Genomic DNA, 15111 nt, shown 5'->3' with positions numbered 1-15111 from the left:
CCAATGCATCCACCCTATCGTACATAATGAACATATAGCAAGGACAAGCACAAACGACACTTTTCATCATGATCAGTCAGCAAGACTGGGGAGGAGATTCATCACATGAAACACTTGAAACACTTGAACAAACTCGTAACAGGAACGGTACTTACTTCTGCACTTTTCACTGGTGGGTACGCCATTACAGCAGATGCCAACAACACAACTGCTACACCAAAAGGCTTGCAAGAGATTACGAAAAAAACAGCAGACGTAACGGGTGACAAGACCGTAGACACAGTCGTTCTGTACGGAAAAAAAGAGAAAAACAGCCCATACGTGAAGGATCTCACTATCAAAGTAACAGATGGCAAAACGAAGAAATCTTTTACCATTGACGTGAAGGACAGCGGCTACGAGCCGAAGCTCTCCGTTCAAGATTTCACTTACGATAAAAAAGATGAGATCATGGTTACTGCAAGCACAGGCGGAAGCGGCGGCTACACAACCAATCACATCTACACCGTTAAAGATGAAAAAGCGAAAGAGCTCAGCCTGCCAGGTCTGGATAAAAACAAAGCAGGTGTAGTCGGAGCGGACTTCGTCGAACTGAAACCAATTGATCTAAATAAGAATGGTCTCTACGTACTGGAAGGTACAGAGCGTCTGACTGGTGATTACAATGCAGATGTTCGCGGCTACCTCAAGTCCAAATGGAAGTGGAACCAAAGCAAGTGGGAGTTGATGAGTGCCAACTTCGAACCAGCTGTAACACCACTCGAAGTCTATCATGATACTTTCAAAAGCCAAGACTCTGCCTTTGCTTTTAAAGGTCCAAAATCTTGGAACGGCAATATCCTTGTCGAGGAAAAAACCGGCCCACATGCAGACGAATTCTTGCCAGAAGCAAAGAGCGTAACCCGCTTCATCTTCAATACTGACAAAGCAGAAGATCGTGCAACTGCTGTCGTTATCACTGCGTTTGACCTGAATGACTGGAAAAAACTGAACAACCCGGACGAGCCGCCAATCGGTGTCGAAATTGCACGTAACCAAGCAACCAACACGGTTTATGTAGTAAGCTTGCCACAAGACTCCGTATTTGACCCAGCAAGCAAAGAAGGGAAGAAATTCATCCCTCTGATGATGTCTCTGGACCAAGTAAAACAAGCGTTTACGCTGGTAAAACGATAATCACCGCATCTCTCCACGAATAATCCCTTTGCCTCTCTCATAGGCAAAGGGACTTTTTTTGTTCTTAGGTAGGTTTTCCACTTACAGCTTCGCAAATCTTTTTTGCTTCTCCTCTACAACCCTTCCGCCACTTTCTAGAGAACAGAACGAAAAAACCCCCGACCCAAGTCGAGGGAAAACTACTCTTTTATGTGAAGATCGGCAGCATGAGATTCAGCAAGAACAATCCCGCGATGACGTACATGAGCGCAGGCACTTCGCGACGTTTGCCCAAAGCGAGCTTCATGAGCGGATACGCTACGAATCCAAACGCAATTCCATCTACAATGCTGTAGGACAACGGAATAATTGCGATGATCAAAAAAGCAGGGAAGCCTTCCGAGAAGTCCTTCAAATTGATATTCTGTACGTTTTGCAGCATCAGTGCGCCAATGATGATGAGCACTGGAGCAATCGCTCCATCTGGAATCATTTTGATGACAGGAAGCAAACCAAGTGAGAGCAGGAACAAGGTACCTGTTACAAGTGCGGTCAGTCCCGTCCTTCCTCCCGCTGCGATTCCTGCCGCGGTCTCCACCGTCGAAACCGTCGGGCTGGATCCCAAAATGCCAGAGATAGCAGCCGACAACGCATTTGCTTGCAGCGAACGTCTGAACTTCTGCGGCTGTCCAAGCATCGAGGTATGCCCATGAATCAAGCCAATATTTTCAAAGACGATGACCATCGCCAATGAGAAGGTCGCGATCCAAAATGGCAACGCCCAAATGGCTGAAAAGGAAAGACCCGCAAATACGCTTCCGTAATCCGCGAACGAGAACGTCCCTCCCCCTCCTGGTTCGACAATCCCGAACAAAAAGCCAAGTCCTGTACCAACCGCAATTCCGATCAGGAAGTTGCCTGGTACATTTCGAACAAACAAAATCAACGTAACAATCAAAGTAATCAGCGTGACGATCACATGCGGGCTGGACAAGTCACCCAGCGCGACAAACGTAGACGGATTCATGACGATCAGCCCGCCTTTTTGCAGACCGATGAAGGTTAAGAACAACCCAATCCCTACGGTAATCGCTTCTTTTAGTGAAGCGGGAATCGCATTGGACAATATCGTCGCAGCCTTGGTAAAGGCAATCACAGTAAAGATCAGACCCGAAACAAAAACAGCAGCCAACGCTTGTTGCCAAGTGAGGCCCATGGATTGGCATAATGTGAACGTAAACAGAGCGTTAATCCCCATGCCGGGAACGAGAATAATAGGAGCATTTGCCCAAAAGGCCATGAGAAGTGACCCGATAAATGCCGTCAACACAGTCGCCAGAATGCCTGCTTCCATCGGTATTCCAGCATCATTTAAAATCGAAGCGTTTACGGCAACAATGTAGACAATGGTGACAAAGCCAATAAATCCGGCGATGAGTTCCCTTTGAAACGTCGTGTCGTAAGCGCGCAAGTGAAATAGCTTTTCCATCCACGTACGCACAGATTTTCCCTTCTTTCCTTTATGTCTATTCCATGAAGTGAAGATTCACAGGTAACATGCTATCATAGCATCATCAATATGAAAAATATCCATAAAATCTAATTTTCATATCGTTTTCATATGGAACCATTCTCGTAGGGAAAGAAGGGCTTGTGTGTGGATATTCGGCAACTGCGTTACTTTATCGCCATAGCAGAAGAGGGTCAGATAACGGGGGCGGCTAAAAGACTGAACATGGCCCAGCCGCCTTTGAGTCAGCAGCTGAAGCAAATGGAGGAGGAGCTCGGAACCATGCTTGTTGAGCGCTCAGGAAAACAAATAGTCCTGACAGAAGCAGGCATCACTCTTTATAAACAGGCGCTTAATATCGTTCATCAAATGGAGGAAGCCCTCTCCGAGGTAAAAGAAACAGGCGAAGGCATTCGTGGGACACTTTCCATCGGTGTCAGTGCACTGTCGGCCTATCGCCTGCCAGAACAAATTCGTGTATTTCAGCAAAAATACCCGCTCATCACCTATAAAATTTGGAAAGGCGATACGCAGCTTCTCAATCAGTGGCTGGAGCGAAGAACCATAGAAGTCGCTATCGTACGCCTTCCCCACTCGTTGAACAACTGCACCATGATTCCGCTGGAGGAAGAGGATTTTGTGCTCATCGTTCCTGCCACCTCCCCCTATGCCGATCGAAAAGCAATCGAAATGCGCGAAATCGCCGAGCTCCCACTCATCATGCCGAGCACGCCAGGATTGGGCATTTACGACTTGATTATCAAGGAATTCTCCCGTCTAGGCGTGGAACCACACGTCATCTGCGAGTGCCCGGACATCTCTCTCATCGTCAGCATGGTCGCCTCCTCGGTCGGTTCCTCCATCGTCCCCATCTCGGCGTGGGAAACGCATCAGAGCGAACAAATTCGCGGGATTCGACTCTCCGGAACTTCCATTTATTCTTCCGCTGCTGTCGTTTGGCAGTCTGGACGCCATTTGTCCAAAGCAGCGAATCGGTTTATCGAGACGTTTTCATTGTAATTCCATTCAAGGGCGGTCCATCCGGAATAATCTTGGAAATCCCGCGGGATGATAACTATTACCATTTCTTGTAGATTCCCGGGAGGATAAAGATGACTTTCCTGATATCCTTGGTCATTGTATTTGTTATTGTGCTGTTCGGCGCGATTTCTCCGGAGCTTTTCGCCGCTGCGGCTTCTCAAGTCCTGAAAGTGACCACGACGAATTTTGGCTGGTTTTATTTAATCGTGACTTTCGGTTTTCTGATCTTTTGCATCTTCCTTGCCTTTAGCAGATACGGACAAATCCCTTTGGGGAGCGACGATGACGAGCCGGAATATTCGCTCCCTACCTGGTTTGCTATGTTGTTTTCTGCTGGGATGGGGATCGGTCTTGTCTTTTGGGGAGTGGCAGAGCCCGTCTCTCATTACTTCGCTCCGCCAGCAGGTGTGACTGGGCAAACGACCGAAGCCGCACAAACTGCTCTGCGCTATGCGTTTTTTCACTGGGGCCTGCATCCTTGGGGGATCTACGCTCTCATCGCGCTCACTCTCGCGTATTTTCAATTTCGCAAAGGTGCGAAGGGCTTGATTTCCTCCACCTTTGGCCCGTTGTTCGGTGAACGCATACACGGACCGCTCGGAAAAGGGATCGATATTTTGGCTGTCATCGCCACGGCATTCGGTGTCGCGACCTCACTTGGCCTCGGAACTCTGCAAATAAACGGAGGCTTGTCTCACCTCTTCGGACTGCCGTCCAGCACCACCGTGCAAATCGTCATTATTTCCTTGATTACCGTGCTATTTCTGCTCTCCGCTACGACCGGACTAGATCGGGGGATCAAGTATTTGAGCAATACGAATCTCGTATTCGCCTTGTTGCTCCTCCTACTAACGCTCGTATTGGGACCAACTTCGTTTATTTTTGACGCCTTCACCAGCACGCTGGGCAGTTATTTGAACAACCTCATCTCGATGAGCTTGCGGCTGACCCCTTTTACACAAGGGACATGGGTAGCAAACTGGACGCTGTTTTACTGGTCGTGGTGGATTGCCTGGGCGCCGTTCGTCGGCATGTTTATCGCACGCGTCTCCAAAGGTCGCACGATCAAGGAATTCGTCATTTGCGTGATGCTCGTTCCGAGCTTGTTGAGCTTTATTTGGTTTTCGGTGTTTGGCGGGACTGCCCTTCATCTCGAAATTTTTGATCAAGCGCCTATAGGAGCAGCGGTACAAAGCGACATCTCGACTGCGTTGTTCCTCGCACTGGAGCAGTTGCCTATGGGATACATTCTCGCTGTCGTTGCGATTCTGTTGATCATCACGTTTTTTATCACGTCAGCGGATTCAGCTATTTTCGTGCTCGGCATGCTGTCATCTGATGGCAACCTGGACCCCTCGAATCGGGTAAAAATCACCTGGGGCGTCCTCCAATCCGCAATCGCGATCGTTCTATTGTTAAGCGGCGGCTTAGAAGGACTACAGACAGCCTCCATTGTGGCAGCGCTACCCTTTACCGTCATCATGGTCCTGATGTGCTTTTCCCTTGTCATGGCACTACAGGAAGAAGACCGGATTGCGAAAAAGAAACGGAAGGATCAGCAGAAGAAGCTGGAGAGGTTGTTGAAGGAGTTGTAAAAAGGGGACGCTGTCCATCGCGTCCCCCCGTGTTATTCATTGGTTGCTTTCGCCTCGGATGTTACCTCAATCCCGTTTCTGCGAAACAGCGCCGCCGTCAGCCCGACACCCGGCACTTTTTTCCCGGAAAAGCTGCCATCGTAAACGTAGGAGCTTCCACAGGACGGGCTGTTTTCTTTTAAGATGGCGGATGTGGCTCCAACCGTTTTCGCCAGCTTTAGCGCTTGGTTCGCCCCCATCAAAAATTCCTCGGTGACATCTTGGCCAGTGTCGTCTATGATGCGTGCTTTGCCATCCAGAACATCTTCTCCAGTCCCCCCGATGATTTCTGCTGGTGGTCGTGGTGTTGGCAATCCTCCCAGCTGTTCAGGACAGACAGGAATAGCCTTTCCTTCCCGAAGCAATTGCTCCAGCTCTTGGTCCAAGCATGACTTCTGATCGTAACGGCATTCACAGCCGATCAAACAGGCACTAATCACTTTCATGACAACCGTCTCCCCCTTTTATCTATCTACAGCTTGCGCAGCTTCACGCTTTGCACCATATGATTCTGCCCCTTGTCCAAAATCAATTGCGCGCGAACACGCGTCGGCAAAATGTTTTGGCGCAGGTTGGCTCCATTGATCTCCGTCCAAATACCGGTGGCTACCTCAGTCGCCTCCTCGTCAGACAAACTCGCGTAACGCTTGAAATACGAGGATGGATCGGAGAACGCAGTCTGACGCAGTAGCTTGAATCGCTCTACATACCATTGCAGGATGTGTTTCTCTTCCGCATGAACGTAAATCGTGAAGTCAAAGAAATCGGAAACAATGACCTCGGAAATACGGGCATCGTTTTCGTCACCTCTAGGCGGTTGCAGCACATTCAAGCCTTCCACAATCAAAATGTCAGGCTGTCTGACGGTCTGCCATTCATCTGGCACGATGTCATATACAAGGTGGGAATAAACTGGCGCTTTCACTTCAGGCAAACCCGATTTTACATCGGATAAAAAGTTGATAAAGCGGCGCAAGTCATAACTCTCCGGGAATCCCTTGCGCTTCATGATTCCTCTGTCTTCTAGAACCTTGTTCGGATACAGGAATCCATCGGTCGTTACCAAATCGACCTTCGGATGATTCGGCCAGCGGGATAACAGCGTCTGCAAAATGCGAGCCGTTGTACTTTTGCCCACAGCCACACTGCCTGCTATACCAATAATGAATGGAACCTTACCATCCTGGTTCCCTAAAAAAGTGTGGGTCGCCTGGTACAGCTCCTGCGTGCCCCCGACATACAAATTCAGCAGACGGGACAAGGGAAGATAAATGTCGGAGACTTCGGTCATGGACATTTTCTCATTCAAGCCCTGCAAAAGGGAAAGCTCGTTATCAGATATGGTCAACGGCGTGGAAGCCCGCAGAGCACTCCACTGCTCGCGATTAAATGTAACATAGGGTGATGCCATGGGAATGTACATCCTTTCCATCATGAAAGTGCTTTCTTTAAATCAACACAAAGTTAGTTTACACCAGCATGTCTCTCTTGGGAACAAGGGGGTTGTCCCAAATCAGACCATCTCTGCACTTTGCCTTCCTGAGTACATAAGAAAAGACTCTGTTACAGTTAAAATTCAGCTGAAAAACATCGACTAAAAGAGTATTGAATTGATGCGCTTACAGCATCCTCCCATAAACTTTCAAGTGAAAATATATTATGCACCGATTCTTGGCGTGCCTTTAAAACATACGCTACTCACAAAGAGATGGATACAACGATTCAGGGAATTTACTATAAAATTTGGAAACCTATGATACAATTCGGTTAAATAAATTTGTGGCATAACATTGTTTCTTATTCATCTAATGGGGCAGGATTGTTGAATTAGGTGATTGAATCAAAAGTTGCGAAGGGGAATTCAATGGCTTATAAATTTAGTATTTTGACCCAAGAACAAGCTGAAAATATTGCATTTAACTGGCATTATGATGGTGAGTATTCTTTTTATGATATGGAAGCTGACAAAGAAGATTTAGACGAATTTTTAAACCCAGAGGAACGAGGGGACTCAACGTTTGCTGTAACAAAAGAAAATGAATTGTTTGCTTTCCTTAGTATTAGTAAAGTTACTGACAGAATTTTTGATATTGGTTTAGGAATGAGACCAGATTTAACTGGAAAAGGCAATGGAATAGAATTTGTAAGGGCAGGTATTAACTTTATTCAATCAGAATTTAAACCTGAAAAAATTACATTATCAGTGGCAACTTTTAATCAAAGAGCGATAAAACTATACAGAAAAGTTGGATTTAAAGATGTAAAGACTTTTATGCAAGATACAAATGGTAGCACATTTGAGTTTCTAAAAATGGTATATGAGTGTTAATAGCTCTTTTTCAAGTAAAAGGTCCAAATAATTGGAAGTTCGTATTTTTTCCTTAATAGCAACATTAAACTTTAACAGAGCCTAAGAAAAAAGCCGATACCCCATGGCATCAGCTCTGTTTGTAAAAGAGTTTCTCGTTATTTTCCCAAGTGGGCTTGCAGCATCCACACATGCTTTTGCAAGCTGTCCATGATGCCTAAGAACATATCGCCAGTCGCTTCATCGTCCCCTGCTTCCGCGGCTGTAATCCCTTCTTTTAGCTCTTTGATCAGCAGTGTAAAATCGCTTACGACCGCCTCTACCATCTGATCCGCAGACTCTCCACCTGTCGCTTCCTTAATGGATGCCTGCTCCATACAGGCCTTCAACGTCGAAACGGGCTTGCCCCCAACCGTTAACAGCCGCTCCGCCAGCGCATCTACATTTTTGGCTGCCTCGTTATATAGCTCCTCGAATTTTTCATGCAGGGTAAAAAAATTCGGTCCTTTGACAAACCAGTGATAATGATGCAGCTTCATATACAGCACAGACCAGTTGGCCACCTGTTTATTAAGTACGTCGGTCACAGGCCGACTCATTGTCATACTCATCCGGACGCTCCACCTCTCATGGTATAGATATAGCATTTGTAGTATGTGGTGAATTGGGCGGTTCTATTCTTTTCATGTCAGTTCATTCTTTCTACCCAGCTCATTTCTTGCTTTTTCTAGCGTCTGTAAAATTTCTTCCCGCTCTGAATCCTCGTATCTGTCCATAACATCTTGCAAGCCACATTCAATAACCTGCAAGTATTCGTCATAGGTTATACAAGCTGTTTCTTCGGGATAGCCGGGGAATTCCATGCTCAGGACAACTTGGTCGATCGCACATCGCTCAGGATCATCCAGAGCGTACGTCCTGTATGTCGCAATCATACAAACATCATCAAAAATGACGCCTTCTCTTGTAAAGATGATATTTATGCTTTTCAATATTCGCCGTTTATTGATGAAAACGCCTCCGATGAACCGCTGATTCCAGTCGTGATTAATCATTTTTCATACATGTTACGTACTTTTTTAATCCGCAGGGTTAACTCTGCTTTTTCATCTAGCGAAAGCTGCTCATTTAATTGATCAGGTTGAAACTGTTGTATCTCACTTTTAAGTAAATGAAACCGTTCATAATTCGTTATGTTTTTACTGATTAAAAACTCAGCTATAGTTGTTTGGACATTCATATTTTCTCCACGTGTATTTTTGCAGTCCCTTTGAAATCTTTCTTGTGCAGCAAGAATAATGATATCACCGTCATGGCTTGTTTCTTGCGTGAATACATTCAGAAATTTAATTACCTCGTCCTTCATTTCAGAATAGTACCATCTAACTAGCGGATGAGCATCGACAGGTTTGTGTTCTATATTTTGCAAAACATGGTCCCTACGCCTCATCAGATCTGTCAATTGCTCGGTTGTTAACACCTGTTGCAGTTCGAACATATTCAACTGATTTAATGCTTCTACAGTGTGCTTTTTGAGGTTAACGAAAATCTTTGCTGGCAATAGAGATAGTTCACCGAAAGCGACATTAACAACGATCTTCTCCATTTCCCCCATGTTTTCCACATTTTCGTATACATCCCATGTTCTAGCGAGGCATTCGGACAGACTCATGTTCCTTGCTCTGTACGCTAAATAATCTTTATTAATTTCATCAAAGAGCTCTTGGTATTCCCACTCCAAGCTTTCTTCCATTTTACTTTCCCCCTTGCTCTAAACATTCAAGCTTAGTTCCGCGTATTTATAACGAACGAGGGGAAGATACTCTTCCAAATATTCCGTTCCATCTCCTGACTCTATCTCTTTTGCTACATGTAAAACCATTCGAGTTCGCTTCCCTTCACTTGCAGCACTCATGTGGAAAAGAAAAGCCATCATACACGATTTGCTTCATGACTCACGGTTGCATCCACAACCATTGAGACAGCTCTCCGTAATTTAGTAGCTCAATAAATGAAGCTAACTAGCCATGTATTTTCACAAGAAAATCCTCTAATACTCCCCTAGTCGCAACACCAGCTCTGGGAAGCAATTCATTTACACGAACGAGCACAGCAGGATTGTCACGTATCATTTGTTTCCCTTCTAGGGTCGTATAGCTTCTCAAAGTATCTACACAGATCACGAAAAGTTCCTCATCATCCGTATCCAGCAACGATAGTAGAATGTTCAGTTCATGCTCGTTACAAGAACTGTCCATACAGTACGCGAGTTTTCGCTGCCATTCTAACGGTTTCATCAGCACATGACTGGACAGGTCTTCCCAATCCTTTTGGCTGAACTTCGTTAACATGTCATACACTATCATGCAGCCATCGTCATACCAATAATCAACGGTATTTTGGCAGCCTGTTATGAAAACATCTAATTCTTTGTACATGCTGATCACCTCCATTCAATATTCAAGTTTTTTCTCATGTCTTCCAAATACACTTACAGTAGATGACCGTAAAAATACTTTTGACCCTTCTCCCATTTTCTGTTTGCAAGACCTTTCACATAGCTTACATAATCTTTATAATTCTCGCTCGTGATTATGGTGTGGTAGTCCCCAGGTACTTTTTCACCTGACCAAGTCGACAATAAAGATGGAATAAGTTCCATTCGGAGCATTTGTTCATGATTGGCAGCGATAAATACCCTTTGCATGAGTATTTTTGTCAGATCCCCAAGAAAGGACAAATTTTGATGATAGTAATATTGCCCCGCATCACAATCTTCCATGAAATCTTTGTAATACTCACCAATCTCATCAACTGTCGCATTATCACCCAGGTGTTCTTTGAAATTTATAAAGCAGTCAATCGAATCTCTGATCATTACCGAAGTGTCACGAATGGAGTCCCACTCTTCCAGCAAGGCCATCAGATATGGAATGACTTCAAGGGAAAGTGTCGTAATAGCCTCAGACGCAAAGGTATCCACTGCCGCTTTGTTCCCTTCTCCAAGAAAAAGAAGATGATTGGAATCTCTCAAGTCTTCGTGTGTTGAGATGGAGCAAAACACTCTAATACACAGGTTTAATAGAGCCTCGTCATTCGTGTAATTCATGAGCTGAAAAAGTAGTCGTTTTTGCGTGAAATCTCCCAATTTGAATAGTTCAATCAGATGAAATAAGGCTTCGTGCTCTGTGGTTGCACGTAACAGGTTTTCTTTTATAGTAGATGGGCTGGAGGATGATGGTTGCCCAAACCAAATGTTGTTTGAAATGCTGATGCTTTGTTCCATTCCCTATTCACCGTCCTCATTCCATTCTTGTGGCTTTTTTATGTACGCTGCTGTGTGGATATCATTCTGCACTATCCACTCCTCAACCCATTTTGCATCTGCAAATCGTGTTTTATAGAGACGCGCTCCATCTAGGACTGCACCTAAATTTCCAGGACGAGTTCTTTCAATACAAAGTCACCGAGTACATCTATAACTGAGACTTTTTCCATTCCTCGTTCTTCACTGCATCATCATGATATTTATCCTATAAACTCCTCTACGAGTAAATCGTCAGAAGTGTGCTTAGGGAGAACAACTAGGACCTAGAATGAAATCTGTGCTTTTTCCATGTAAAAAAACCACAATTTACTCATTTCCCTTTTTACTGTCAGTCATAAGCTAATTCGAGATTGACAAAAGGAGGATTACTATGGCGAATAAAGCGAAAGCGAAGGTTAGCCCACAATTCAAACGGCTCTGTACCCGATTTGGAAAAATATTAGGGGGCGAATCGGAAGTTGATAGTGGGCCGGTTTGTTTTGTTATGCGCCTTACAAATCTTCGAGAAACCATCTTGGGAAGACGTACGCTTTCCCCTTTAGTTCGAGCTCAAATGTTTTCGTTTGAATCTCTTGATAAGTCGGGCCGTGCCCTTTGTTTGGGAGAGACTGCCGTTCACCAAAATCAAGTGAACCGCTTGATGTCGAATCTCCGCAAACGCGGGATTAAAGTGACGGCACTTCACAACCACTGGCTAAAAGAAAATCCGCGCTTAATGTATATGCATTGGGAAGCGATAGAGAATCCTATCGTATTCGCCAGGAAAACCAAAGAGTCCATCGCATTCCTAGGTTAAATGGTGGAGCCATGAAGTTTTCATTTCATCATAATCGAAAGGATGACGAATATGGGCAAAGTAAAGGCAAAAGCAAAGGCAAGTCCTCAGTTTAGAAGGTTGTGTAACCGATTTTCTGCCATTTTAGGTGGAACTGAGCATGAAATTACAAGAGGTCCTGTTTGTTTCGTTTCCAGAAATAGAAAATTCAATGCGTCCATATTAGGCAGAAAAACAACATCCCCGTTGGTCCGCTATCAATTGTTCTCCTTCGAATCCTTGAACAGTTCAGGCCGTGCACTATGTTTAGGGGAAACGGCTCTCTTCCAAAATCAAGTAAACCGTTTGCTGTCAAACCTTCGCAAAAACGGGATAAAGGTAACAGCAGTCCATAATCACTGGCTCTTTGACAACCCGCGTCTTATGTATATTCATTGGGAGTCGATTGATAATCCCATTGCATTCGCAAGAAAAGTGAAGCGTTCTATTGCGTTTTTGGGGTAATCATTGGTATTGATAACAGAAAACAGCGGCAGTATGACGTGGTGATATCGTCCAAGACTGCCGCTCAGTTTCAAACCAAAAGCCCGAGATTTCGTAAAACGGCAATCCACGAATAGTATCCCCTGAATCTCCGTACAATTGCGGATTCACGGGATTTTGCCATTTTCGTAACTCCTTTCACCTTTTCTTATTATCTCGCGCGTTTTGTTTCACGAGCTGCTGTGCAATTGTATTTCCAATCAGGTAGGCTGGTGCAGACGTGTTGCCATCCACCGTGAATGGAATAATCGAATCATCAGCAACAATTAAGTCCTTTACTCCGTGGACTTGACCATAGCTATCCACCACTCCGCCCTTGCTTAAAGGCGCCATGCGAAGCGCACCTTGTTCATGATGATTATGGTCAAAATTATTTTTGATGAACTCTTCAAGCTTGCGATTATTATTGATGATGTCTAGAGTCGGCGAAACAAGCCGATATGATCGATCGATCGCAGTTAATTGTGCAGCTATCTTCTTGATATATACCTTATAGCAGTTTTTAACTGCTTCAAGATCTGCGGGATTATGGAGATATCCTTCATCAGCCAGCACGATTTTCAACGGATCATTGCTTTGTATTTTTATGGAACCACGGCTTTTTGGTTTTAGGAAAAGGATAGCGATCGTCAGTTTCCCTTTTGAGCCGATTCCAATCAGTTGGACTGCCCGACGAGTTTTGTTTGAGCCAGGAGTGGGATCTGGCAAAAAGGCCCCACCTGTAAAAAGTGCATTTGGATCATCCTCAGGCAATGGATTATCTTTCGGATTGGCACTAAACTCTGCAAAGTTGAGCGTGTGGTTTCTAAGGCCTTTGCCTACATGGGGGTTGGCGAAAACAACTGGGATTCCTTCGTCCTTAAGCATTTTGGCGGGACCGATTCCAGAAAGCATTAGAAGCTGAGAACTATTGATGCCTGCTGAGATGATTACTTTTTTCCGAGAGTAGGCTCGCACGCGTTTACCCTCTTTGAGAAATTCTACGCCAATTGCTCGCTTATTCTTAAATAATACCCGAAGAACTGTTGATTTAAAGAAAACTTGCAGCTTTCGACCATTGACTCCTTGACCAGCAGTAGTCATGATATCTGATGATAGAAAAGCGGTGGAAGCACTTTCTCGCCGTCCATTTGGTTGCTGAAATAATTGCCAACGCGTAAAGGGTCCGAGGGGAGTTTTCGGGTCATTATAATCGAGAACTTTTTTAAATCCTGTTGCTTTCTCGATGGCTGACACTAATTTTTTGGACATGAGTGTTGGATTTTCGGGTGCTTGCCGAATGTCGATCAATCCCTTATAGCCACGAGCCTCTTTATTGTTTGTCTTTCCATTGTAATTCTCCATTTTTCGGAAAGTGCGAGTTGCATTCTTTGGTGACCAAAGAGGCCCCAGCAGCTTCTCCCATTGCTGAAAAACTGCTGACGTAGGTCTTACATACTGCTGTGTGTTAATAGAAGTGCCTCCACCCAATAATCGCCCCGTCGTCCATTCAAAACTTCGTTCATTTACTTTTTCCTGAGGTACTCCTTCTCCTTGCCAAAAATATTGAGGAAGATACATCTCCTCCAGCTCTAAAGCAAACGTTGAGTTGCTAATTGGCGTGTCCCTATCATTATTTTCTCCTGCTTCCAATACGAGAACGGATGTTTTTTTATCGTCCGTTAGTTTCTTTGCAATCACAGAGCCTGCTGGACCGGTGCCGACAACAATGTAATCAAAAGTGATTTTCCCATCTTTCTGTTTGCTTCCGCTCATTCGCTACTCCCCTACATGTACAGTTTGGATCATCCCATGAACTCGAGGAAATTGGGTTAATGTAGGGTATTATTCATGAATGATGATGGTGAATGATTTAAAAAAAGCTCATTCCGTCTACCACGACAGACGGAATAAGCCTACTTCACTTCCTATGCTGTTTCTATTTTTTCGGTGTTGGACTTGGCAAACTTTCAAACGCATACCCATTAATCCCGGCAACATCCATCTTTTTACGCAAATCACTGACAAACTGTGTAAAATAAAGGCCACGATCCATGCTGCCCGCATATTTTCTCAGGTCGTAATCGTAGGATAATGCATCGTATATGTGCTGTAAATCATCGACCAGCACCTTTTTTATATCCGCTTTTTTAATAGATGGATCGATACTGCATTCGTTCACGAGCGCCTGTAATGTTTCCTTGAGCGCATCGTTGTCATAGGACGGGTGGGAGAGTAAAAATTTCAAATCGTACAAGTCTTTAAACCTCGGCCTTACAATCGTTTGATGCAGCTTCCAAGCAACCTGGATGGACAGGGGCACAGTGTACGGAACCAAGAAGCTTTCCCCAATGGCAGGTTGGTACTGTAGCGGAACCGGTTCTGCATCCATTTCCAGGTTAAACGAAATATCCAGATTAAGCTCGTTATAGTCATTCGCTTCCCTTGTTTGACCTGTGAAATAATAGGCAATATCCGTATTGATCGTCGGAAAATCATCTGCCATTGCGTAATCGATATATCTCCAAAATGCATTTTTTCGAAAACTTCTAAACACCACGCCGTCGTTCAGATCCATTTCGGTTACTTGGATCATCCATTGTGTAAATACTTCGTGGGCATGTTCGACGTCCCTGATCTTCCCCGCATACAATAAATCGATATCATCCGCGTCCCGAATCTCTCGGTTGTCCAAATATTGTCTGGTTAGAAGGCTGCCTTTTAAAACAAAGGGCATATTCACAAGAGCAATTCTTCTCAACAGTGCTTCCAAAACAATGAGCTCTCTCGCCTCATATTCCAACTCTGCTACATCGTCGTATGTAATCATCATGATCC

16 protein-coding genes are annotated in these 15111 nt (G+C 44.7%); 6 read left to right on the top strand and 10 right to left on the bottom strand.

Annotation, left to right across the window (positions count from 1 at the left end; translation table 11 throughout):
- The first annotated feature begins 105 nt into the window (after positions 1-105).
- Positions 106-1176: a hypothetical protein gene (locus BBR47_RS06935; protein WP_012685042.1), complete on the top strand. Its 1071-nt coding sequence runs from the start codon at positions 106-108 to the stop codon at positions 1174-1176.
- A gap of 187 nt (positions 1177-1363) precedes the next feature.
- Here the strand turns inward: BBR47_RS06935 and BBR47_RS06930 are convergent, their stop codons facing one another.
- Entirely contained in the window at positions 1364-2656 is a 1293-nt protein-coding gene (locus tag BBR47_RS06930) for an NCS2 family permease (protein ID WP_012685041.1), read from the bottom strand.
- A gap of 156 nt (positions 2657-2812) precedes the next feature.
- Between BBR47_RS06930 and BBR47_RS06925 the strand changes: the two genes are divergently transcribed.
- Positions 2813-3685 (top strand): LysR family transcriptional regulator, encoded by an 873-nt coding sequence (locus BBR47_RS06925; protein ID WP_012685040.1) that lies wholly within the window; start codon positions 2813-2815, stop codon positions 3683-3685.
- Between the two features lie 92 nt (positions 3686-3777).
- On the top strand, positions 3778-5301 hold the full coding sequence (locus BBR47_RS06920) for a glycine betaine uptake BCCT transporter (RefSeq protein ID WP_012685039.1): 1524 nt from the start codon (positions 3778-3780) through the stop codon (positions 5299-5301).
- A gap of 32 nt (positions 5302-5333) precedes the next feature.
- Here the strand turns inward: BBR47_RS06920 and BBR47_RS06915 are convergent, their stop codons facing one another.
- Together BBR47_RS06915 and coaA are read right to left on the bottom strand one after the other, a co-directional pair.
- The gene (locus BBR47_RS06915; RefSeq protein WP_012685038.1) at positions 5334-5786 is read right to left on the bottom strand and encodes a DUF523 domain-containing protein; all 453 of its coding nucleotides are present in this window, start codon (positions 5784-5786) and stop codon (positions 5334-5336) included.
- A 26-nt stretch (positions 5787-5812) separates the two neighbouring features.
- Positions 5813-6751, bottom strand: a complete 939-nt coding sequence (coaA, locus tag BBR47_RS06910; protein WP_231850569.1) for a type I pantothenate kinase — start codon at positions 6749-6751, stop codon at positions 5813-5815.
- Positions 6752-7204: 453 nt separating this feature from the next.
- Here coaA and BBR47_RS06905 point away from each other — a divergent pair, with 453 nt between their 5' ends.
- On the top strand, positions 7205-7669 hold the full coding sequence (locus BBR47_RS06905; protein WP_012685036.1) for a GNAT family N-acetyltransferase: 465 nt from the start codon (positions 7205-7207) through the stop codon (positions 7667-7669).
- A gap of 137 nt (positions 7670-7806) precedes the next feature.
- On the opposite strand, the gene BBR47_RS06900 is transcribed toward BBR47_RS06905, so the two are convergent.
- From BBR47_RS06900 to imm47, 5 genes are all read right to left on the bottom strand, one after another.
- The gene (locus BBR47_RS06900) at positions 7807-8259 is read right to left on the bottom strand and encodes a Dps family protein (protein ID WP_081437224.1); all 453 of its coding nucleotides are present in this window, start codon (positions 8257-8259) and stop codon (positions 7807-7809) included.
- A gap of 72 nt (positions 8260-8331) precedes the next feature.
- Positions 8332-8703: a hypothetical protein gene (locus BBR47_RS06895; protein ID WP_012685034.1), complete on the bottom strand. Its 372-nt coding sequence runs from the start codon at positions 8701-8703 to the stop codon at positions 8332-8334.
- Positions 8700-9401 carry an Imm3 family immunity protein gene (locus tag BBR47_RS06890; RefSeq protein ID WP_012685033.1) on the bottom strand — a complete coding sequence of 234 codons (702 nt, stop codon included), beginning with the start codon at positions 9399-9401 and terminating at the stop codon, positions 8700-8702. Before BBR47_RS06890 ends, BBR47_RS06895 begins: the two co-directional genes overlap by 4 nt.
- A 268-nt stretch (positions 9402-9669) precedes the next feature.
- Positions 9670-10086, bottom strand: coding sequence for a hypothetical protein (locus tag BBR47_RS06885; RefSeq protein WP_012685031.1), 417 nt, complete (start codon positions 10084-10086; stop codon positions 9670-9672).
- Positions 10087-10139: 53 nt separating this feature from the next.
- Positions 10140-10934 (bottom strand): Imm47 family immunity protein, encoded by a 795-nt coding sequence (gene imm47 / locus BBR47_RS06880; RefSeq protein WP_012685030.1) that lies wholly within the window; start codon positions 10932-10934, stop codon positions 10140-10142.
- A 412-nt stretch (positions 10935-11346) separates the two neighbouring features.
- Here imm47 and BBR47_RS06875 point away from each other — a divergent pair, with 412 nt between their 5' ends.
- Together BBR47_RS06875 and BBR47_RS06870 are read left to right on the top strand one after the other, a co-directional pair.
- Complete coding sequence (locus BBR47_RS06875; protein WP_012685029.1) at positions 11347-11772, top strand: DUF1259 domain-containing protein; 426 nt, start codon at positions 11347-11349, stop codon at positions 11770-11772.
- A 51-nt stretch (positions 11773-11823) separates the two neighbouring features.
- A complete protein-coding gene (locus tag BBR47_RS06870) occupies positions 11824-12255 on the top strand; it encodes a DUF1259 domain-containing protein (RefSeq protein ID WP_012685028.1) in 432 nt (143 codons plus the stop codon).
- Positions 12256-12432: 177 nt separating this feature from the next.
- Here BBR47_RS06870 and BBR47_RS06865 read toward each other — a convergent pair whose 3' ends face one another.
- Positions 12433-14049, bottom strand: coding sequence for a GMC family oxidoreductase (locus BBR47_RS06865; RefSeq protein WP_012685027.1), 1617 nt, complete (start codon positions 14047-14049; stop codon positions 12433-12435).
- A 163-nt stretch (positions 14050-14212) separates the two neighbouring features.
- A complete protein-coding gene (locus BBR47_RS06860; protein WP_231850568.1) occupies positions 14213-15106 on the bottom strand; it encodes a nucleotidyl transferase AbiEii/AbiGii toxin family protein in 894 nt (297 codons plus the stop codon).
- Positions 15107-15111 lie beyond the last annotated feature (5 nt).

This window comes from Brevibacillus brevis NBRC 100599 (assembly GCF_000010165.1).
Taxonomy (GTDB): domain Bacteria; phylum Bacillota; class Bacilli; order Brevibacillales; family Brevibacillaceae; genus Brevibacillus; species Brevibacillus brevis_D.
Note: the sequence above shows the minus strand (reverse complement) of the source record. Positions and strands in the feature narration are given on the sequence as shown.